The following is a 20,825-nucleotide window of genomic DNA, read 5'->3' on the forward strand; positions in this document are numbered from 1 at the left end:
CTACTGTGAAAAGTAACAGGTACAGACGAGTGGGTGCGCCTACAAAAACACAATCTCATAGGGCTCGCGCATGCGCTCCAGCAGCACCTGCGCCAGGATCGGCGCCAGGCCGATTTCCGGGTCGCCTGCCAGTTGGCTGGCATAGGCGTGGGCGGCGTGCAGCTTGCGGGCGACGCTCCAGGTGTCGAGCCGCACCTTGCGCGCGCGCTGCCAGGGGATGGCGGCGGTTTCCCGAAGCGGCCAGTGCCACGCCCAGATCGGCAGTTCGTGCAAGCGCACGCCCTTGACTGCGCAGGCTTTGGCAGCGGCACGGCCGACGGCGTCGTGGTCGTCATTGCCGTCGTTGCGCCAGGTGGTGAACACCACGTCGCCGGGTTGCAGGTAGCGCGCAATGAACTGGCTCATTTGCTGTTCCCGCGCGGCCAGGGCGTTGTCGGCGAAACCGCCGCGGATCCATTTCAGGCTGTGCAGGGGCACGCCCAGGCGGCGCAGGGCTTCGACACTTTCCTGGGGGCGCACCACGCTCAAGCGTTTGGCCGGCCACACGGCAGACCCCGGATGGCTGGCGCTGCCGTCGGTGATGGAGATCAGTTGCAGGGAGTATTCAAGGGTGCTGAGCAATTGCAGCAGACCGCCGCAGGCGATCACTTCGTCGCCGGGATGCGGGGCGATGATCACCACGCGGGCGCCCTTGGGCACCAGGGTTGCGGGGTTGATGGCAGGGATTTGCGCGAGTTGCGGGGCGCTGTTCCAGATTTGCGCGGGGCCCCGGCGGTTGTCACTTAACAGTGCAGGCTTCATGGGTGTCACGTCCTTGTTTATCGGTGGTGCAGGCCGTACCCCGTTGACGGGACGGCTCTTGTGGTACGCGAGCGTCAGGTACTGCACGCTCGCGGCGCGACGGCGTTCCAACCCTGGATTGCCGTGCAAGGAATAGTGATGATAGTTATGAATCGCCGCTTTAACACCGCCGGGTGTCGCAATTTTTTCAGGAGGCCTGCATCAGGCTCTTCAGGTAATCACCGAAGCCGCCCTGGGCGCGACAATCCAGGCGGGCACTGGTAATCACCTGGGGCGAGTGGCTCCAGGCAATGGAAGCCCCGCAGCGCTCCAACTGGCGCACCAGCTCCACGTCTTCATGGCAGGGCAGGGGCTCGAAACCGCCGGCCCGCACGTAGGCGCCGGCACTGACGCCCAGGTTGGCGCCGTGGATATGCCGATGCCCGTCCCGGGCGGTGTAGGCCTGGTGATAGCGGATCTGCGCCGCCGGGTCGAAGCCCTCGCTCCAGGCGTCCACCGTCACCGTGCCGCACACCGCATCCACGCCCAGGGCCAGTTGCGCCACCAGCCAATCGGGAGCGACGCGGCTGTCGGCGTCGGTGCAGGAAATCCAGCGCGCGCCGTTGTTGAGCAGGTGCCGCGCACCCACGCCGCGCACGTGGCCCACGTTTCGCGCCTGCACTTCCAGGCTGTGCACCTGGTATTCGCGGGCGATCATGGCGCTGCGGTCGCTGCAGCTGTCGAGCACTGTCAGAATCTGCACCTCTTCACCCAGCAGGCCCGGATGACTGGCGGCGACCATCGCAGCTTTCAGGCATTCGGGCAGCAGTTTTTCTTCGTTATGCACGGGTATCAGGATGCCGATCATCGCAGTCCCTCCAGGGTCGCAACCGTGGTGCCGTCGCGGCTCCACAAATCCAGTAGAAAATCGCTTTCGTGATGCTGCGCCAGATGTGGCATGCCCAGGCGCTGGCCGAGGCGCACATGCACCTGTTCGGCGGTCTGCGGGCAGCCTTCGATGATCGGGCGCCAGTGGCAGGCGAGGATTTGTCCGTCAGGCGTCAGGGAGGCGAGCGCGCGATCGATCAGCCCATCGAAATCCTTCGGGTCCAGGTAGTAGCAAAGCTCGCTGAGCACGATCAGCTCGAAGGTTTCGCTGGGCCATTGCTGCGGCAGGCGGCTCTGCTGCACGGTGGCATGGCTGAAACCCCGCAGCCGCGCCTGTGCCAGGCTGACCGCCGCTAGCGCCGTGTCACAGCAGAGCAGGCGGTCACAGCGCGGGGCCAGCTCGAAGCTCAGCTCGCCGTTGGCGCAGCCGGGTTCAAAGATCGAGGCATAGCGCGGCCGGGTCAGCAGCGCCAGGGTCAGGGCCCGCTTGCGCTGTTCATACCAGCGTTGCCGAAAGGCCCAAGGGTCGTCGTTGCCGGCAAACAGCTCGTCGAAATAGGGCGTGGCGACACTCATACGAACACCACTTCAAAAGGTTGCAGCAGGCGCTCCAGCACATAGGGCGCGAGCACCGGCGGCAGGCCGATCTGCGGGTCGCCTTCCAACTGGCTGGCGAAGGCATGGATGGCGTGCCGTTTACGGGCCACGGCTTCAGGTGTCAGGAGGATTTTGCGAGCACGATCCCAGGGCACCTGGCTGTCTTCCGGGGTTGCCCAATGCCAGGTCCAAACGGGCAACTCCAGCAAGGTTGCGCCCACCGCCCGGGTCGCCTTGGCACTGGCACGGCCCACAGCCTCGTGGTCGCAATGGCCGTCTTCGCGCCAGGTGGTGAAGACCACGTCGCCGGGCTTGAGGTAACGCTCGATAAAGCGGCTCAGGTCTTCTTCACCTGCGGCGACCTGGCTGTCGCTGAACCCGGCCCGCAACCATTTCAGGCTGTGCAACGGCAATCCCAGCCGGTGCAGGGCCTGCGCCGACTCTTGCGGCCGCACCACGCTCAGGCGTTCCACCGGCCAGCGGCGCGAGCCGGGATGACTGGCGCTGCCGTCGGTGACGGAGATCAGCAGGATAGGGCGATCCAGCGCGGCAAGGCCTTGCAGCAGGCCGCCGCAGCCCAGGACTTCGTCATCCGGATGTGGCGCGATGATCACGGCGCGGCTGCCTTCAGGCACCAGTTCGGCAATGTCTACGCAAGGCAGCTCGGCCAGTCGCGACGAGCTTTGCCACACATGCAAGGGCGTGCCCTGGCCGACGATTGGATTGATCTTCATAGTTCCCATCTCCCTGGGCGCTCATCGGCGACTTGTTGACCAAGGGCGGCCAGGTCGCGCTCGGCATGACTTTGCCGCAGGTACACCGGCAAGTCGGCCATCAACTGGGCAAAATGCGGGTCCTTGCAATACGGCCCGGCGCCCAGTGCTCGGCCGACATGGTGAATCACCTGGTCGACGGTTTCTTCGATACAGGCCCGTGCCTGTTGTGCCAACAGCCGGGCATCTGCCTTGGGCTGCCGGTCGATATGGGTGGCGCTGTCGCGCAGCACACAGGCCGCGCTGTGCAAGGCACTGTCGACGCTGCCAAGGTGCGCCAGGGCGTGGGGCTCCGGGCGTTTTGCGCACTGCTCGCGCAAGGCCTCCGCCAGGCGTTGTGCCGCGCCGTACCAGCAGGCGGCGATGCCGATGCCGCCTTGCCAGAAGCCGGGGCGCGCCAAATAGTCCCCAGGCTTGCCGATGGCCAGGCCAACGGCGTCCTGGAAAAGCACTTCAACACTGCCCGTAGCGGCCATGCCCACGGCGGCCCAGCCCTCATCGGTGACGGTTACGCCGGGCTGGTGCATTTGCACTGCAACCAGTTGCTGGCGATCCTCTTCATCCCACGCCGTGAGCAAGCCGTGGCTGACCACCGCCGCGCCCGAGCACCAGGCCTTGCGGCCCTCCAGCCGCACACGTTGGCCGTCACGCCGGATCCGCACCTTGGCGGTGGGTGGCTCGGCCGCCCACATGCCCCACGTGCTGCCAACCGGCGGCAAGGGGCTGTCGAGTTCAGCGATGATCGCCAGGGCGTCTGTGTGGCCTTCAAACAACTTGCACAACCGCAGGTCATGGCCGGCGACTTGCGCCAGCAGGCTGAAGCGTTCCAACGTTTGCCCGCTGCCCGGCAAGGGCAACTGGTCCAGGCCTTCCTCCACCAATGCCCTCAGCGCAGCGCCAAGGGCCTGGGTGTCCGGGTAATCCCGGTAGCCGCGAAGAAACTCATGCAAGGCCATGTCACACCTCGTCCTCATGCTGCAGCTCAAACAGCAGCAGCGAACGCCCGGTGACCGCGTATTCGTGATCGAAATCGAAGCGTTCCTGGCCACGCACTGCCGGCTGGTTGGTGTCGAGCATGCAGGTCCAGAAGCCGCCATCCGGCACCGGTGGCAGGCGGAAATTGACCATGTCGTGGTGGGCATTGACCACCAGCAACAATGTGGCATCGGCCCCCGGGCGGCGAATCCCGGTTTCCTGGGCGCGGCCATCCATCAGCATGCCCAGGCAACGGCCATGGCTGTCCTGCCATTGCTCGATGGTCATTTCATCGCCGCTCGGCGCGAGCCAGGTGACGTCCTTGACCCCGATATCTTCGTTGTAGTCGCCCACCAGGAAGCGCCCGCGACGCAGGATCGGGTACGCCAGGCGCAACTTGATCAGGCGCTTGACGAACTTGAGCAGGGCCTTGCCGTCTTCATCCAGTTCCCAATTGATCCAGCCGATCTCGCTGTCCTGGCAGTAGGCGTTGTTGTTGCCGTGCTGGGTCCGGGCGAACTCGTCACCGGCTACCAGCATTGGCGTGCCCTGGGCCAGCAGCAGGGTGGCGAAGAAATTGCGCATCTGGCGCAGGCGCAGCGCGTTGATTTCCGGGTCGTCGGTAGGGCCTTCGACACCGTGGTTCCACGACAGGTTGTTGTTGCTGCCGTCCTGGTTGTTCTCGTCGTTGGCTTCGTTGTGTTTGTCGTTGTAAGACACCAGGTCGTGCAGGGTGAAACCGTCGTGGGCGGTGATGAAGTTCACCGAGCTGTACGGCCGGCGGCCGCGCTGGTTGAACATCTCGCCCGAGGCGGTCATGCGTCCGGCAAAGTCGGCCAGTTGGCCGTCGTCACCTTTCCAGAACGAGCGCACGGTGTCGCGGAAACGGTCGTTCCATTCCACCCAGCCCGGCGGGAAACCGCCGACCTGATAGCCGCCGGGTCCACAGTCCCAAGGCTCGGCAATCATTTTCACCTGGCGCAGCACCGGGTCCTGGCGGCAGGCCACGAGGAAGCTGTGGCGCTCGTCGAAACCGTCGCGGTAGCGGCCAAGGATGGTTGCCAGGTCGAAGCGGAAGCCGTCGACATGCATCTCGGTCGCCCAGTAGCGCAACGAGTCGGTGACCATTTGCAGCACGCACGGGTGGCTCAGGTCGAGGGTGTTGCCGGTGCCGGAATCGTTGATGTAGAAGCGCTTGTCATCGGGCATCAGGCGGTAGTACGAGGCGTTGTCGATGCCGCGCATGGACAGCGTCGGGCCTTGTTCGTTGCCTTCGGCGGTGTGGTTGTAGACCACGTCCAGGATCACTTCCAGCTTGGCTTCGTGCAGGTGCGCGACCATTTCCTTGAACTCGGCGATCTTACCGCTGGCCAGGTAGCGCGGGTCCGGGGCGAAGAAGGCGATGCTGTTGTAGCCCCAGTAGTTGGTCATGCCTTTTTGCAGCAGGTGCTGGTCGTTGACGAAGGCGTGCACCGGCAGCAACTCGACCGATGACACACCCAACTGGCGAATGTGCTTGAGCACATCGTCGACCATCAGCCCGGCGCAGGTGCCGCGCACTTCCTCAGGCACCGAAGGGTGGCGCATGGTGATGCCGCGCAGGTGGGTTTCATAAATGATCGTGCGATCCCACGGCGTGCGCACTGGCTGGTCGTTGCCCCAGGTGTGGGCCGGGTCGATGACTTTGCACTTGGGCACGAAGGGCGCGCTGTCGCGCTCGTCGAAACTGAGGTCGGCGTCCGGATGACCGATGGTGTAGCCAAACAGGGCCTCGGACCATTTGAGCTCGCCCACCAGCTGTTTGGCGTAGGGGTCGATCAGCAATTTGTTGTGATTGAAGCGATGACCGTTGGCCGGGTCATAGGGACCGTACACGCGGTAGCCGTAGATCAGCCCGGGGTGGGCGTCGGGCAGGTAGCCGTGGAAGGTCTCGTCGGTGTATTCCGGCAGTTCGATGCGCTCCAGCTCGACTTCGCCGCTGTCGTCGAAGATGCACAGTTCGACTTTGGTGGCGTTGGCCGAGAACAGCGCAAAGTTGACCCCCAGACCGTCCCAGGTCGCGCCGAGAGGGAAGGGCAAACCTTCACGAATCCGCGACGGCTCGTTTTCCGGCGTCGAGTTGGGCTTGTTGGGTTTGCTCATTGAGATGCTCCTGCAAAAGGGTTTTTCCGGGCCGAACGGGGCCATTCCGGCGTGATGCCGGGTAGATATCGGTAGTTGGATAGCCTCCTGCGGTGCGGGCGCACCTGCAGGAGGATCTTTGGGTCAGGGTGCCTTGGGCTTCTTCGCAGCAGGCTTCTTCGCCGCCGGCACTGCGCTTGGCTTGGCTGCCGGTTTGGGCGCTGCCGCTGCGGGCTTGGCTTTTGGCTTGGCCTTGGCGGCGGCCTTCGGTGCCTTGGATGGCGTCAGCGCTTCGGCTTCCGCCAGTTTGCGCGCCATTTCCCAGTGTCGTGCGTCCTCGCCATGGGGTTTACCTTCAGATTCCCAGATCTGATGCGCCAGTTCGCGGATGCGTTTGTCTTCAGTACTCATCGCAATGCTCCTCACAGAAAATTTCAGCTTTCTTGATCATCAGGATTGATAAAGACATTGACCGGGAAATCCCCCAGGGCAGCGCTGATCATGAGCTCCTTGTTTGGTGTGACTGCGCCTGTTCGGAAAAGTCCCTTCCAATTTTGGGTTGGAGCGGCGAACGGTAATCGGACCCGGGTATCGCCCCAAATCTGCGCGTTGATCAGGGGATACACACCGTTTTCAAGCAGCCGGTGAGGCCAGCGTGGCACCACCACCAGCAGCTGTTTGCCCTGGTATTCGCGGTAGAAAGCGACCACCCGCTCGGCGTGTTCGCCCACCACTTCCAGAGGCTCGTACGTGCCCTGGCGAAACAGTTGCGGATGCGCCTTGCGCAACCCCAGGACCTGGCTGATCAACGCCTGTTTTATACGCCCGTCATGCCAGTTGAACATCAGCTCGCCGATGTCCGGCGGCGTGTGCAGCCCCTGTTGCCGTGCGGGGTAGTCCACCGGGCGGCGGTTGTCAGGGTCCACCAATGTGAAGTCCCAGAACTCATCGCCCTGGTACAGGTCCGGCACGCCCGGCACGGTGAGGCGAAGCAAGGATTGCGCCAGCCCGTTGAGCGCGCCGGCCGGGGCGATGGCCTGGGCGGCCTCGCCGATGGCATCGCGCAGGGTCTTGCCGGCGTCCTCCAGCAGCAGCCGTGAAAGGAACGCTTCGACACCTTGCTCGTACAACTCGTTGGGTGCGCTCCAGCTGCTGTTGAGCTTGGCTTCACGCAGGGCTTTTTGCTGCCACTGCCACAGGCGCTGGTGATAGTCCGCCAGGCCCTCGGTATCGTCGCGGTGCAGGTCCAGCGGCCAACTGCCCAGCAGCACCTGATAGAGGATCAGTTCGTCACCCGCGGACGGCGTGTTGGCATCGCTGCGCAGGCGGGCGGCGAGGGGGCGCCATTGCTCCACCTGCTCGGCATACCAGTCGGCGGCCTCGCTGAGCACGGCCAGGCGCGCACGGGTATCTTCGCCGCGCTTGTGGTCGTGGGTGGCGGTGGCCAGCAGGTTGTCGGGGAAGGTGCGCAGTCGTTGCTGGTTGACCGCGTGGAAGTCTTCCAGCGGGGCGCTGAATTGTTCGGTGCTGAAACCCACGTCATTGCGCGACAACAACACACCCGAGCGGTAGAACGCAGTGTCTTCCACGGCCTTGGCCGCCGCCGGCGAGGTCAGTTGCTGGAAGCGTACGCAGGCGTGCTTGAGCATCTTGCGTTTGCGGCCCAGGGGGCGGTCGCGCCAGGGTTGGCCGCCGAGCCATTTTTCCAGGTAGTCGAGCACCGGCCAGTCGCCTTCGCTCAAGGTGCTGCGGGCACCGGCCAGGGCTTGCAGGAAAAACACGTCATCCAGTTCGCTGCGGCCCCGGGCACTGATGTAGGTGCGGTACACCGGGAAATGCACGATCAGTTCCTGCAACGCGCGGCGAATTGCACCCAGGGTCAGGTCGCGGCTCATCACATCGTCCCGAGCCACTTGCAGCAGGGCCTGGGCCACACTTTCAAAATCCCCGGCCAGGGAACCGTTGAGGATCTGCTGCCGGGCCAGCCAGGCTTCTTCGATAAATGAAGACGGGCGCTCGGTGTGGCGGGTCCATAACTCGGCCAGGGGTTCGAAGCCCTTCGGGTCATGTTGCAGCAATGACAGCTGGTTCATGAATTCGTAGCCGGTGGTGCCGTCCACGCGCCAGTCTTCACGCAAGGTTTCGCCTTCGCCGAGGATCTTCTCGACGAAGATCGGCAAGTGCCGCCCACTCGCCAGCGAGTCCACCCGGCGGCGCAGCTTGCGGCAGTAACCGCGCGGGTCGGCGAGGCCGTCGATGTGGTCGATGCGCAGGCCGTCGATCAGGCCTTCGCTGATCAGCTGGAAGATCTTGCCGTGGGTCGCTTCGAACACCGCGCTGCGTTCAACCCGCAGGCCGCCCAGCTCGTTGACGTCGAAGAACCGCCGCCAGTTGATATCGTCCGCCGCCGTGCGCCAGCTGGCCAGGCGATAGCTTTGTTGTTCCAGCAGGTGGTGCAGGCGGGCGAAACCTTCGGGCTGGCGGGCGTCGTAGAGGTCGAGGTTCGCTTCGATGGCCGTCAGGGTTTCGGGGTCGCGGGCGGCCTCGATCAGTTCCTGTTTCAGCGCGGCGGCCTGGGGATAGGCGTCCGGCTGGTAGGCCAGGCTGCTGAAGCGATCGGCCAGTGACTTGACGGGCACCAGCTCGCCATATTCCCGCGGGCAGATCGGAAAACGATGTTCGTAATGCTCGACGTAGAAGCTGCCGTGCTGCGGGTCGAAGCGCAGCGGCAGGGCGCCCGACTGCAGGGCTTCGCCGTAGTCGCTGCCAAGGAACGGCATCAGCAGTTGGCCCTTGAGCAGCGGGTCTGGCGAGTGCCATTGAATGTCGAAGAATTCGCTGTAGGGACTCAGTCGACCCCATTCCAGCAAGTCCAGCCACCACAGATTATCGGCACCGCCGACGGCCATGTGGTTGGACACGATATCGAGGATCAGCCCCATGTCATGTTCGCGCAACGCCGCAACCAATCGCCGCAGCGCCGGTTCGCCGCCCAGCTCGGGATTGACGGAGGTGGGATCGACCACGTCATAGCCGTGCATCGAACCGGCGCGGGCGCTCAGCAATGGCGAGGCGTAGAGGTGGCTGATGCCCAGTTCGGCGAAGTACGGCACCAGCGGCACGGCGTCGTCGAGGGTGAAGCCCTTATGAAATTGCAGGCGCTGGGTAGCCCGAAGCGTCAATGCTTTCATCGGTCACGCTCTTGGGCCTGGATGCGCGCCACGGCCAGCAGCTCAAGGCGGCGGGCGGCATTGTCGTCATCGAGCAGGGTGGCGGCATCGCCCGGCAGGCGGCGGCGCCAGTTCGGGTGGGTGTCGGTGGTGCCGGGCAGGTTGGATTGTTCCTCGACCCCCAGGGCGTCCTCCAGCGGCAGCAATACCAAGGGTGCACGGGTGTGGCCCAGGTAGCGCACGCTGGCGTCGATGACGTGGTCGGTTTCGTTGCGCACTTCGTCGATGAAGTTCTGCGGGTCCTGGCTCAAGGCCTGGCGCAGTGCCTGGCGTTCCCGCAGGCGGTGTTCGCTCCATTGCTCGACGGTGGGTGCATCGATCAGGCCCAGCTGGATATTCCAGTCGATATCGCGGCTGTGCCACCAACCGTTGAGGGTCGGCAGGTCGTGGGTGCTGGTGGTGGCCAGCGCGTTGTCCGGCCAATCGAGGATCGGCTTGAACTGGCCGCCGTGGTCTTGTTCGAACAGCAGCACGCGCATCCCAAGGATCGAGCGCGCGATGAGTTTTTCCCGCAGGCCGTCGGGTACGGTGCCGAGGTCTTCACCGAGGACGATCGCCTGGTGGCGGCTCGACTCCAGGGCCAACAGCCGCAGCAGGTCGTCCACCGGGTAATACAGGTAGGCGCCGTCCCGTGGCGAGGCGTCCATCGGGATCACCCACAGGCGTTGCAGGCCCATCACATGGTCGATGCGCAAGCCGCCGGCGTGGGCGAAGTTGGCCCGCAGCATTTCGATAAACGCGCGAAAGCCGTTGCGCTTGAGGCCTTCGGGGGAAAACGCGGAGATACCCCAGCCCTGGCCGGCACGGTTGAGGATGTCAGGTGGCGCACCCACGGTCAGTTCCGCCAACAGTTCATCCTGGCGGCTCCAGGCCTGGCTGCCGCCGCCGTCGGCGCCCACTGCGAGGTCGGCGATCAGGCCGACACCCATGCCGCTGCCGCGCGCCGCTTGTTGCGCGCGTTCCAGGCACCGGGCAATCAGCCATTGGCTGAAGGCGTAAAAGCCGATTTCGTCCCGATTGGCTTCGGCAAACTGCACCAGGGCCGGGCTTTGCGGGCTGTGCCAGTCCTCTGGCCAGTGGCGCCAGTCGAGGCTCTCGCCGTTGGCCGCGCGTTCGGCTTGTACGGCTTCGAAGCGGCAGTGGTTTTCCAGGGCTTCACCGCCAGCCTGGCGGAAGCTCAGGAAGTCGGCAAGTTGCGGGTGGTCGCCCTGGCGGAAGTCGTCATACAGGGTGCGCAACAGGCGCTGCTTGGCTTTGGCCGCGGCCGGCCAGTCGATCAGGCTTTGTTGCTCAAGGTCATTCAATTCGTCGGCCAGCCCGCTGGCTTCGATGGCGGTTTGCACCGCACGTTCGCCGAGGATGCAGCCGGGGGACGCGTACAAACTGTTGAGGAACAGGCGGCTGGACGGGGAATAGGGGCTGAAGCGCTCGGTGTCGGCGCTGAACATCGCGTGCATCGGGCTGATGGCCAGGGCGTCGGCGCCGCGTTCGGCGGCGGCGCGGGCCAGTTGTTCCAGGGCCTGGGTATCGCCAAAGCCGCCGTCGCCGCTGCGGCGCAGGGAATACAGCTGGGCGCTCAGGCCCCAGGCGCGGGCGGTCTGGGTGTCGACCGCTTCTGCGACGGTGTAGCAATGCGTCGGTGCCACGGCCAGGGTGAAATGCTGGTCGGCAATATGCACTTGTTGGTAGCCGACCGGAATCGAGCCGGGCAACACCGCGTTCTCGTCCAGGCTCAGGTCCAGCACGCTGGAGTCTTCGAGGTGAATCTGGCACGGCGTACCGGGGGCGAAGTAGCGCGCCAGGTCCAGGCCGGCGCCGCTGTCGACGGTCATCAGGGGCGGCAGGTGCTTGTCTTGTTGCACGCGTTCGAGGTCCAGCAGGCTGGCTTCGATCTCGGCGTCGCTGTCGGCCGGGTGGCCCAGGCCTTTGAGCACGGCGCGCAGGGCGTCGGGCTTTACATGTTGCGGGCGGCCATTCGCGTCGATCCAATCGACGGCCAGGCCCGCTCGGCTGGCGAGTATTTCCAATTGCGCGTCGCTCAAGGGTGCTCTCCAACAGGGGAATGGGTGAGGCTGACGCGGGCGCTGAGGGGAGCCAATTGTTCAGCCCCGCTGGCCTGCGTCACAAATAGGAGGTGCTCGGCAGCCGGGTAGTTCAGAGAATCGGCGCTCAGGTTGAGGTCGATCTGCAACAGGCTGCCATTGCCCAGGCGCCAGCGCGCCGTGACCGCGCCCTCCGCCAGCACGTGCGCACCCAGGGCCATGCTGCCGGGCAGGTGCGGCACGATATGTTGGTGGCGCAGGCTCAACAGGTGCCGGTAGAGCTGCGAGTCGCCGCAGTCGGCGAGGGCGGGTGCCGAGCGGCGGAAGGTTTGCAGGGAGTTGGGGTCGGGAATGCGTTCGCGGCGTTCGGGGTCGCTGAACGCGGCGAAGTCGGCAAACTCATTGCGCCGGCCTTCACGTACCGCCTCGGCCAGTTCGCCGTGATGGTCGGTGAAGAACAGGAACGGCTCCTCGGTGTTGACTTCATCGCCCATGAACATCAGCGGGATCATCGGCGACATCAGCAGCAAGGTCGTCGCGGCGCTCAGGGCCTGGGGCGAACACAGTTGATGCAGGCGTTCGCCCAGGGCGCGGTTGCCGATCTGGTCGTGGTTCTGCAGGAACAGCACAAAGGCGCTGGGCGGCAGGTGCCCGCTGGGCTCGCCGCGCGTGTGGCCGTGGCGCGTGGTGTGGCCCTGGTAGATAAATCCTTCGCTCAGGCAGCGCGCCAGTTTTCCCGTGGGGTCCTGGGCGAAATCGCTGTAGTAGGCGTCGGTTTCGCCGGTGAGCAGCACGTGCAGGGCGTTGTGGCCGTCATCGTTCCACTGGGCGTCGAAACCGCTTTCCAGCAGGCTGGCCTGGTTGAATTCGTTTTCCAGCACCAGCCACACATGCCGCCCCGTGTCGACTTGCTGGCGTACTTTTTGCGCCAGCTCCTGCAGAAATTCGGGATCGTTGATGGCGTGCACGGCGTCCAGGCGCAGGCCGTCGAAGCGGTATTCCAGCAGCCACATCAGGGCGTTGTCGATGAAGAAATCCCGGACCTCCCGGCGATCAAAGTCGATGCCCGCGCCCCAGGGCGTGTGCACGTCTTCGCGAAAGAAACCCTTGGCGTAGGTGCCGAGGTAGTTGCCGTCGGGGCCGAAGTGGTTGTAGACCACATCGAGGATTACCGCGAGGCCATAGTGGTGCGCACTGTCGATCAGCTGTTTGAGCTGCTCGGGCGAACCGTAGGAGGATTGGGGAGCGTAGGGCAGGACACCGTCGTAACCCCAGTTACGTTCGCCGGGGAATTGCGCGATGGGCATCAGCTCAATGGCGGTGACCCCCAGTTCGGCGAGGCGCGGCAGTTGTTTCTCGACCTCGGCGTAGCCCCCCAGTACGCCCACGTGTATCTCGTAGATCACCGCTTCGTGCCACGGCCGGCCTTGCCAGTGGCTTTGGCGCCACTGATAGGCCAGGGGGTCGACCACCACGCTGAAGCCGTGAACGTCCGTGGCCTGTGCCCGGGAAGCCGGGTCGGGAACGTCCTGTTCGCCATCGATGTTGTAGCGGTAGCGGGTGCCCGGCGGGCATTGCAGCTGCACCACAAACCAGCCATCGGCCTGGGGCAGCATCGCTACCGATTTTCCTTCCTCAAATTCAACGCTGACATAAAACGCGTCTGGCGCCCATAACGCGAAGCGGGTGTGTTCCGCATCCAGCATGATCGCGCCGTGGGGCCAGGTTTCCAGAGTCCGTGACGGCATCTATGAAGACCTCTTTTTTACTGTTTCCCCGATCTTCCCAGCGCTTTCGCTACCAGTTGCTCATAAAGTTCGGCATAGGGTTCCACTGCCTGGCACCAGTTGAACGGTGCGGCCATAGCCCGGCAACGCATGGCGTTGAGCAAGCCTGGGAAGGCGAAGACCTTGAATGCGCGGCTCAGGGCCGCTTCGTAGCTTTCGACAGTGGATTCGTTGAACAGGAAACCGGTGACGCCATCCTCGATGGTGTCGGCCAGGCCGCCGGTGTTGCGTGCAACCGGCAACGAGCCGAAGCGCTGGGCATACATCTGGCTCAGGCCGCACGGTTCATAACGGGACGGCATCAGCAGGAAGTCGCTGCCGGCGAACATGCGGCGCGCGTCGGTCTCGTTGAAGCCGATGCGCACGCCGATCTGGCCGGGAAAGCGCAGGGCCAGGGCACGCATGGCTTGTTCTTCTTCCGGCTCACCACGGCCGATGATCGCGATCTGGCCGCCATTTTCGACGATGAAACTGGCGACCGCCTCGGTCAGGTCCAGGCCTTTCTGGTAGACCAGGCGCGATACCACGGCGAACAGCGGGCCGGTGGAGTCGTGCAAGCCAAACAGGTTGCGCACATGGGCGGCGTTCTGTGCCTTGCCTTCCCAGTCACCAATGTTGAAAGGGTGGGTCAGGTGCGGGTCGGTGGACGACTCCCAGCTTTCATCAATGCCGTTGGGAATGCCGCTGAGCAAGCCTTGCTGGGTCTTGCTGGCGAGAAAGCCATCCAGACCGCAGCCAAATTCGGGGGTGGTGATTTCCTGGGCGTAGGTGGCGCTGACCGTGGTGATATGGCTGGAATACGCCATGCCGGCCTTGAGGAATGACAGCTTGCCGTAAAACTCCATGCCTTCTTGCTGCAAGGCGTGTTCGGGAATCCCCAGTTCCGGGCACGAGGCCAGGCTGACCACGCCCTGGTAGGCGAGGTTATGAATGGTGAACAGCGTTGGAGTGCGTGACCCACGCCAGTGCATATAGGCTGGCGCCAGGCCTGCTGGCCAGTCATGGGCGTGCACCAGGTCCGGGCACCAGTGGATCTGCGCCAGGTTGGCGGCAATATCGGCGGCGGCCAGGCCCAGGCGGGCGAAGCGGATATGGTTGTCGGGCCAGTCGCGGCCGTTGTTGGCGCCGTAGGGCGTGCCTTCGCGCTCGTAAAGCTCGGGGCAGATCAGCACGTAGATAACCAGGCCGTCCTTGAGGTCCATGCGCCCGATCTTGCACGGTGGCAGCGCGGCGTGGCCCCCCAGCTCACCGATGATATGAATCGGGTTGTCGCTGTCCAGCACCTGCGGGTAGCCGGGGATCAGCACGCGCACATCGTGCAGGTGCGCCATGGCGCGGGGCAGTGCGGCGGAAACGTCGCCCAGGCCGCCGGTTTTCACCAGGTCGGCCAGTTCGGAAGTGACAAACAGCACTTTTTTGCGATTGGGATTCACACGTGGGACCGGCCGCACCGTGTTGGGAAGGTCGGCCAATGAGGTCGGCCCGCCAACCGGCTGACTAAAACGCTCTCCCTGAGTATCTACAGCGGCACTGATCATAGTTCTCTCCCGAGTTCTGGTCGGCTGATGGCATATGGCAATCAGCGAAGGTTGACCGCGTCCTGCGGCCAGGCGCACAAGCGCTACACAGACTGGCAAGCCTTATGCCAGTTGTGCTGGAGTCTTAAATAGAGTGGATGGACGGGCGTTCGGTATGAACCGTCAGCACTCGCCTTACCTTAAACCTGACCTGTGGCAGAGTTGGAAAGTTTCGATTTTTTGCGGGGTTTTTGTTTTGGATCGGACCCATCGGTCATGAGTCTAGGACAGATCCCAGAGCCTGTGGGGTCTGTGGGGTATTTTTGTAGGACAAATTTTTTTCATGAGCCCGGTAGCAGCTGTCGAGCGCGCTCCGGTTCAGGATCGGCAGTGCGCCCGACGCAGCCTCGCTGRKGCTCGACAGCTGCTACGGGGGGGAGTGGGAGGTGAAATGTGTGCACTAGCTTAGTGCGCGAAGGGGCACTCCTTTGGCCCAGGCTTGGATGTCTTCGATCATCTGCTGGTAGAACTGGCGGTAGTTCTGCTCGCTGACGTACCCCACATGAGGGGTGGCCAATACGTTGGGCAACTGGCGGAATGGATGCCCGGCTGGCAGCGGCTCCTGGGCGTACACGTCCAGTGCCGCGCCCGCCAGCCGGCCATTGGCCAGGGCGTCAATCAAGGCGGCCTCATCGACAATCGGCCCGCGTGCCGTGTTCACCAGATGCGCTGTAGGCTTCATCCAGCCCAACGCTTCGGCGTCCACCAGCCCGCGGCTGCGGTCGCTGAGTACCAGGTGAATCGACAGCACATCGGCCTGTTCGAACAACTCGCGCTTGCTGACCCAGGTCACGCCGCTTTCGGTAGCGCGCTCTGGGGTAAGGTTTTCGCTCCAGGCAATCACGCGCATGCCGAAGGCCTGGCCAAATTTGGCGACCTTCTGGCCAATGCTGCCCAGCCCGAGAATCCCCAGGGTCTTGCCGTACAAATCGCCGCCCAGGCCCACTTGCCAACCCCCGGCGCGCAGGGAATTGGCTTCGGCCAGCAGGTTGCGGGTGGACGCCATGATCAGTGCCCAGGTCAGTTCCGGGGCCGCGTGCTTGTAACTGTCAGTGCCGCCTACCTGGATACCCAGGGCCTTGGCCGCAGGAATGTCGATGGCGGCGTTGCGCATGCCGCCGGTCACCAGCAACTTGAGCCTGGGCAAGCCTTGCAACAGAGCCTGGTCGAAGGTGGTGCGTTCGCGCATCACGCAGATCACCTCGAAGCCCTGCAAGCGTTCGATCAGCGTGGCGGTGTCCGCCGGGTAATCGTGGAGGAAGTGCACCTGGCCGACCGACGCCAGGACTGACCAGTCCACCACGCCACTGGCCACATTCTGCCAATCATCAATCACTGCGATCTGTACCGACATTCACGCATGCCTCGAAAAAAGGTTGGATTAAAGGGCGTTCAGCCCTTGCAACAGTGCCTTGTGAAACTGTGCCGGCTCTTCCATTTGCGGTGCATGGCCCAGGCCCGGGAACTCCACCAGGGTAGCGTGGGGAATCAACTTGGCCACTTGCTTGCCCAGCACCGCGTAGTTGCCGAGCTTCGCCTTGACCGCCGGTGGCGCCAGGTCTTTGCCAATGGCGGTGTTGTCGGAAGTGCCGATCAGCAGCAGGGTGGGCATCTGCAGGTCCTTGAACTCGTAGTACACCGGCTGGGTGAAGATCATGTCGTAAATCAGCGCCGAGTTCCACGCCACCTGGGTGTGGCCGGGGCCTTTGTTCATGCCGGCGAGCATATCGACCCAGCGGTCGTATTCAGGCTTCCAGCGGCCGACGTAGTAGGTGTCGAGCTCGTATTTGCGGATGCCTTCGGCGGTCAGTTTCAACTCGCGCTCGTACCATTGGTCAACGCTGCGGTAGGGCACGCCGATGGCCTTCCAGTCTTCCAGGCCAATAGGGTTTACCAGTGCAAGTTGTTCGGTTTGCTGCGGATAGAGCAGGGCGTAGCGTGTGGCAAGCATGCCGCCGGTGGAATGGCCGAGCAGGGTAGCCTTCTGAATACCAAGTTTTTCCAGGAGTTGATGGGTGTTGATCGCCAGTTGCTGGAAGCTGTACTGGTAGTTGTCCGGCTTGCTGGAGGTGCAGAAACCGATCTGGTCGGGAGCGATCACCCGGTAGCCGGCGTCGCTCAGGGCCTTGATCGATTCATCCCAGGTGGCGCCGCAGAAGTTCTTGCCGTGCATCAGCACGATGCTGCGCCCGTTGGCCTTGCCCTTGGCCGGCACGTCCATGTAGCCCATCTGCAGGGATTTGCCCTGGGACTGGAAGGTGAAGTGCTCTACCGGGTACGGGTATTGGAAGCCTTGCAGCTCGGGGCCGTAGGTCGGACCTTCTTCGGCGGCGAAGGCGGGCAGGGCGCTGCCGAGCAACAGGCTGGCGACGCACAGAGAGCGGATCTTGGACATGGTTAGAGCTCCGGGAACAGTGCCCGGATGCTGTGGCGAGGGGATTAACGGGAGATTAAATCCAGTGCAGGGTGAGCATGGCCAGTACCCCGTAGCGCGCCCCTTTGGCCAGGGTCACCAGCACCAGGAACCGCCAGAACGGTTCGCGCATGACCCCGGCCACCAGGGTCAGCGGGTCACCAATGATCGGCACCCAACTGAGCAGCAACGACCAATGGCCCCAGCGCTGGTAGTGAGTACGGGCGTTTTCCAGGTGCCTGGGGCTGACCGGAAACCAGCGTCGATCCTTGAAGCGCTCGACCGAGCGGCCCAGCAGCCAGTTCACCACCGAGCCCAATACGTTGCCGGCCGTTGCAACCCCGAGCAGCAGCCACACGCTGTAATGCCCGCTGATCATCAGCCCTACCAGCACCGCCTCCGATTGCATCGGCAACAGCGTGGCTGCACCGAAGGCGGCGAAAAAAAGTCCCAGGTAACCGGCAAGCATCAATCAGCGTGCCGGATAGTCAGCCACTACCACGTCTTTGCCATCGCGAGTCAGGCCGATGACCTGATAGGCATCGCTGCTGCCGTCCATCTCCATGCCTGGCGAGCCCATGGGCATGCCCGGTGCTGCAATGCCCAGCAAGTCGTCGCGCTTGCGCAGGGCCAAGACCTGGTCGGCTGGCACATGGCCTTCGACGAACTTGCCGTCGATCACGCCGGTATGGCAAGACGCCAGGCGCGGCGCCACGCCCAGGCGTTGCTTGACCTCGCTCATGTTGCTTTCCACATGGTCGTTGACCTTGAACCCGTTGCTCTCCAGGTGGGCAATCCACTTTTTGCAGCAACCGCAGTTGGCATCACGGTGCACGTCAATCGGGATCAGCTCGGCAGCCTGGGCCAGGGTGCTCATGAGCAGGGCCGACAGTGCGGCCAGTCGCAGGGTGGTTTTCATCGTCATCTCATCGGATAAAGGGCAACAGCGGGGCATTCTCCCTGCTTTTTGGAAAAGGGTTTCCCGGGATTGTTACGAGGTTTTACGAAAAACCGACAGCACCAGAATAACCGCCTGGTGCTGTCGGAAAACTGAGAGGGATATGACGGTTTTGTCAGGCTGGCGGGGATTCCAGGCGCTGCTTGAGCTGATCAAGGGCCTGGTTGGACAGTGCGATCATGCGCTCATGCAGGGTGGTCAGTTGCAGTTCGGTTTCATAGGTGAGGATGCGCTTGAACAGCGTGCCGTTGCCCTGTACTTGCAGCAGATAATGAATACAGCCATCGACCGCCAATGAGGTGAACGCGGTCTTGAACTCCCGCGGTCGCTGCGCAATCTGCACGCGATAGCTCATGGGAACCCGCACACCCAGCAGGTCGATGGTTTCAGTGAAACGATGACCGGCAGGCAATGAGCCGGCGATACCGGTGTCGGCGCCCAGGGATGTCGGATGCCATTCATGCCAGCGATCCGGTTGGGTAACGTAGTCGTAAACATCGTCGATAGAGGCTTGTATATAGCGTTCCTGACTGATCCGCTCCAGACGGATCGGGTGCTCAACTGCGTGCATGACACACCTCCTGTGTGGCGGAGCGAACTGTCAGAATAGTCCGGCTCCCGCGCATTGCACGGGAGCTTTCAGGCTATTTTTTCAACGCACCTTGAAGCGACCCATCAATGCAATAACCCGGCCATTGGCATCCAGCAGGCTCTGGGTGTTGTGCTCCGTGGCGTGGCCGCTTTGCACCAGCTCTTCGACCATGTGGCGGATGTGCACCATGCTGCGGTTGATTTCCTCGGTCACTGCGCTTTGCTGTTCGGCGGCGGTGGCGATCTGGGTGCTGAGGTTGTTGATATGGCTGACGGAGCCGGCCATCTCGTCCAATCCCGTGTTCACCCGGGCCGTGGCGTCAGCCGCAGACTGGCAGCTGGCCTGGGTGGCTTCCATGGCCGTCACCGAGGAACTCACGCCCGTGGTCAGGCGCGCCAGCATCTCATTGATCTGCGAGGTGCTGGCCTGGGTGCGGGCGGCGAGGGCGCGGACTTCGTCGGCCACCACCGCAAAACCCCGGCCTTGTTCGCCGGCCCGGGCGGCTTCGATGGCCGCGTTGAGTGCCAGCAGGTTGGTCTGGCCGGCGATGGCGCCGATCACGCCGAGGGTTTCGGTGATGCGGGCGGCATCCTGGCGCATGTTTTCCACGGTGTGGGTGGCGCTGGAGACCTCGCCGATCAACGCGCTGACGCTGCGGGAAGCTTCGCCGACCACCACCCGCGAACGGTCGGCGTGCTCATTGGCGCGCTGGGTGAACGCAGCAGTTTCGGCAGCGTTCTCGGCCACGGTGTCGGCGGTGGAACTCATCTCGGTGATGGCCGTGACGGTCTGGTCGGTTTCCGAGGCATGGCGCACCAGGATCTGGTTGGTCTGGGCCGACGTCTGCTGCAATTGCGCCAGGCTCGACGACATGGCGCCGGTGGCCAGGGTCACTTCTCCGATCATGTTTTGCAGGTAGACGATAAAGCGGTTCACCGAATGGCCAATCGCCCCCAGTTCATCCTCGGCGCGGATGGTGATGCGCCGGGTCAGGTCGGCATCGCCGTTGGACAGTGCGTCGATATTGGTCTTCAGCGCGGTCATCCGGTGCACCAGCTGACGGATGGCGTACACCGCCAACAGCACCAACAGCAGGATCATCGGGATTTGCAGCATCGCCAACGTGCCCAGTACGTCATCACGTTGGGCGGTGATCAGCGAGGTCGGCAGCGCAGTGGCGAGGAACCACGGGGTGCCTTCGATCGGGCGCATGAAGAACGTGCTGGCCACGCCCTGGTTGTCGAACTCGCTGCGTTGCAGGGTTTGATCACGATGAGCCAGGCCGGCGCTGACCTGGGCGGCAAAGGCCGAGGTGCCGACCAATTCGCTGATGTTCTTCAACACCACGGGGCCGCTGATGCGCGTACTGTTGCTGATGATCTTGCCGTCGCCTTCGACGATCAGCATTTGCCCGCCGAGGTCTTTTTCCTTGCTGGCCACCAGGTCGTTGAAGAAGCCCAGGGTCACGTCGATGGTGGCGACGCCATAGGCTGCGCCGTCACGCTGGATCGCCATCGCGCAGTTGGTGCGTGGCTCCTGGCTGGCGTCATCCTTGTAGGCCGCCGCCCAGGCGCACTGGCCGCGGGGCGAAGCGAGGCCGCCCTTGTACCAGCTCTGGTCGTAGTAGTTGGGGGCCGCGTCGCTGTTCCAGAAGGTGTTCACCGCCAGCTTGCCCGAGGCATCGCGGTGCCAGAAGGTGCTGTGCTTGTTGCGTCCCGGGGTGCGTTGGTTGGGCAGGGGCCAGATGCCGCCGCCAAACACTTTCAATTCGCCGTACTGGTCCACCAGGCCTGGCAGCACCTTGTCGATGGCGTCGCTGTCCAGCAGCGGGATGGTTTGGGTGATGCTGCGTTGCTGGGCCTGAACCTTGTTCAGTTCGCCCTGGATCTGCTCGGCCACTTCGGCAATGCGATTGAGGGCCACCTGTTCTTCGGTGTGGCGCAGCTTGGGGGCCACCAACTGTCCGATGCCCACCACCGTCAAGACGAATAACAACAGGACGAACAGCACCAGGAACAGGGTGTAGCGGGCTTGGATAGAGCGCAATGAGGGCATGGGGTCGTCCTTACGAAGCGTTTATTGTGCGACGCGG

The 20,825-nt window shown here is 63.6% G+C and carries 17 protein-coding genes; all 17 read right to left on the bottom strand.

Annotation, left to right across the window (positions count from 1 at the left end):
* Positions 1–39 precede the first annotated feature (39 nt).
* The 17 genes from JV201_RS13090 to JV201_RS13170 all read right to left on the bottom strand — a co-directional run bounded on the left by JV201_RS13090 (position 40) and on the right by JV201_RS13170 (position 20,788).
* The gene (locus JV201_RS13090) at positions 40–801 is read right to left on the bottom strand and encodes a PIG-L deacetylase family protein (protein WP_003207524.1); all 762 of its coding nucleotides are present in this window, start codon (positions 799–801) and stop codon (positions 40–42) included.
* Between the two features lie 187 nt (positions 802–988).
* A complete protein-coding gene (locus tag JV201_RS13095) occupies positions 989–1,648 on the bottom strand; it encodes a glycosyltransferase family 2 protein (RefSeq protein ID WP_003207526.1) in 660 nt (219 codons plus the stop codon).
* The gene (locus tag JV201_RS13100; protein ID WP_219407040.1) at positions 1,645–2,244 is read right to left on the bottom strand and encodes an SAM-dependent methyltransferase; all 600 of its coding nucleotides are present in this window, start codon (positions 2,242–2,244) and stop codon (positions 1,645–1,647) included. The genes JV201_RS13095 and JV201_RS13100 overlap by 4 nt, the downstream gene beginning before the upstream one ends.
* On the bottom strand, positions 2,241–2,999 hold the full coding sequence (locus JV201_RS13105; protein WP_177028191.1) for a PIG-L deacetylase family protein: 759 nt from the start codon (positions 2,997–2,999) through the stop codon (positions 2,241–2,243). The genes JV201_RS13100 and JV201_RS13105 overlap by 4 nt, the downstream gene beginning before the upstream one ends.
* On the bottom strand, positions 2,996–3,994 hold the full coding sequence (locus JV201_RS13110; protein ID WP_219407041.1) for an acyl-CoA dehydrogenase family protein: 999 nt from the start codon (positions 3,992–3,994) through the stop codon (positions 2,996–2,998). Before JV201_RS13110 ends, JV201_RS13105 begins: the two co-directional genes overlap by 4 nt.
* A gap of 1 nt (position 3,995) precedes the next feature.
* A complete protein-coding gene (glgX, locus tag JV201_RS13115) occupies positions 3,996–6,155 on the bottom strand; it encodes a glycogen debranching protein GlgX (RefSeq protein WP_003207536.1) in 2,160 nt (719 codons plus the stop codon).
* A 123-nt stretch (positions 6,156–6,278) separates the two neighbouring features.
* On the bottom strand, positions 6,279–6,545 hold the full coding sequence (locus JV201_RS13120) for a DUF2934 domain-containing protein (protein WP_003207537.1): 267 nt from the start codon (positions 6,543–6,545) through the stop codon (positions 6,279–6,281).
* Between the two features lie 23 nt (positions 6,546–6,568).
* Positions 6,569–9,325: a malto-oligosyltrehalose synthase gene (locus tag JV201_RS13125; protein ID WP_219407042.1), complete on the bottom strand. Its 2,757-nt coding sequence runs from the start codon at positions 9,323–9,325 to the stop codon at positions 6,569–6,571.
* Entirely contained in the window at positions 9,322–11,406 is a 2,085-nt protein-coding gene (malQ, locus tag JV201_RS13130; protein ID WP_219407043.1) for a 4-alpha-glucanotransferase, read from the bottom strand. The genes JV201_RS13125 and malQ overlap by 4 nt, the downstream gene beginning before the upstream one ends.
* Positions 11,403–13,154, bottom strand: coding sequence for a malto-oligosyltrehalose trehalohydrolase (treZ, locus tag JV201_RS13135; protein WP_219407044.1), 1,752 nt, complete (start codon positions 13,152–13,154; stop codon positions 11,403–11,405). Before treZ ends, malQ begins: the two co-directional genes overlap by 4 nt.
* A gap of 17 nt (positions 13,155–13,171) precedes the next feature.
* Positions 13,172–14,731, bottom strand: a complete 1,560-nt coding sequence (glgA, locus tag JV201_RS13140) for a glycogen synthase GlgA (protein ID WP_087692372.1) — start codon at positions 14,729–14,731, stop codon at positions 13,172–13,174.
* Between the two features lie 439 nt (positions 14,732–15,170).
* Complete coding sequence (locus JV201_RS13145) at positions 15,171–16,124, bottom strand: D-2-hydroxyacid dehydrogenase family protein (RefSeq protein ID WP_219407045.1); 954 nt, start codon at positions 16,122–16,124, stop codon at positions 15,171–15,173.
* Between the two features lie 27 nt (positions 16,125–16,151).
* A complete protein-coding gene (locus tag JV201_RS13150) occupies positions 16,152–17,165 on the bottom strand; it encodes an alpha/beta fold hydrolase (RefSeq protein ID WP_087692370.1) in 1,014 nt (337 codons plus the stop codon).
* A 55-nt stretch (positions 17,166–17,220) separates the two neighbouring features.
* Positions 17,221–17,652, bottom strand: a complete 432-nt coding sequence (locus JV201_RS13155) for a YqaA family protein (protein WP_003207548.1) — start codon at positions 17,650–17,652, stop codon at positions 17,221–17,223.
* Positions 17,653–17,655: 3 nt separating this feature from the next.
* Complete coding sequence (locus tag JV201_RS13160; RefSeq protein WP_003207550.1) at positions 17,656–18,102, bottom strand: DUF411 domain-containing protein; 447 nt, start codon at positions 18,100–18,102, stop codon at positions 17,656–17,658.
* A gap of 154 nt (positions 18,103–18,256) precedes the next feature.
* A complete protein-coding gene (locus JV201_RS13165; protein ID WP_003207553.1) occupies positions 18,257–18,712 on the bottom strand; it encodes an SRPBCC family protein in 456 nt (151 codons plus the stop codon).
* Positions 18,713–18,793: 81 nt separating this feature from the next.
* Positions 18,794–20,788, bottom strand: a complete 1,995-nt coding sequence (locus tag JV201_RS13170; protein ID WP_102368896.1) for a methyl-accepting chemotaxis protein — start codon at positions 20,786–20,788, stop codon at positions 18,794–18,796.
* Between the last annotated feature and the right edge of the window lie 37 nt (positions 20,789–20,825).

It is taken from the genome of Pseudomonas sp. Colony2, from assembly GCF_019382755.1.
Classification (GTDB): domain Bacteria; phylum Pseudomonadota; class Gammaproteobacteria; order Pseudomonadales; family Pseudomonadaceae; genus Aquipseudomonas.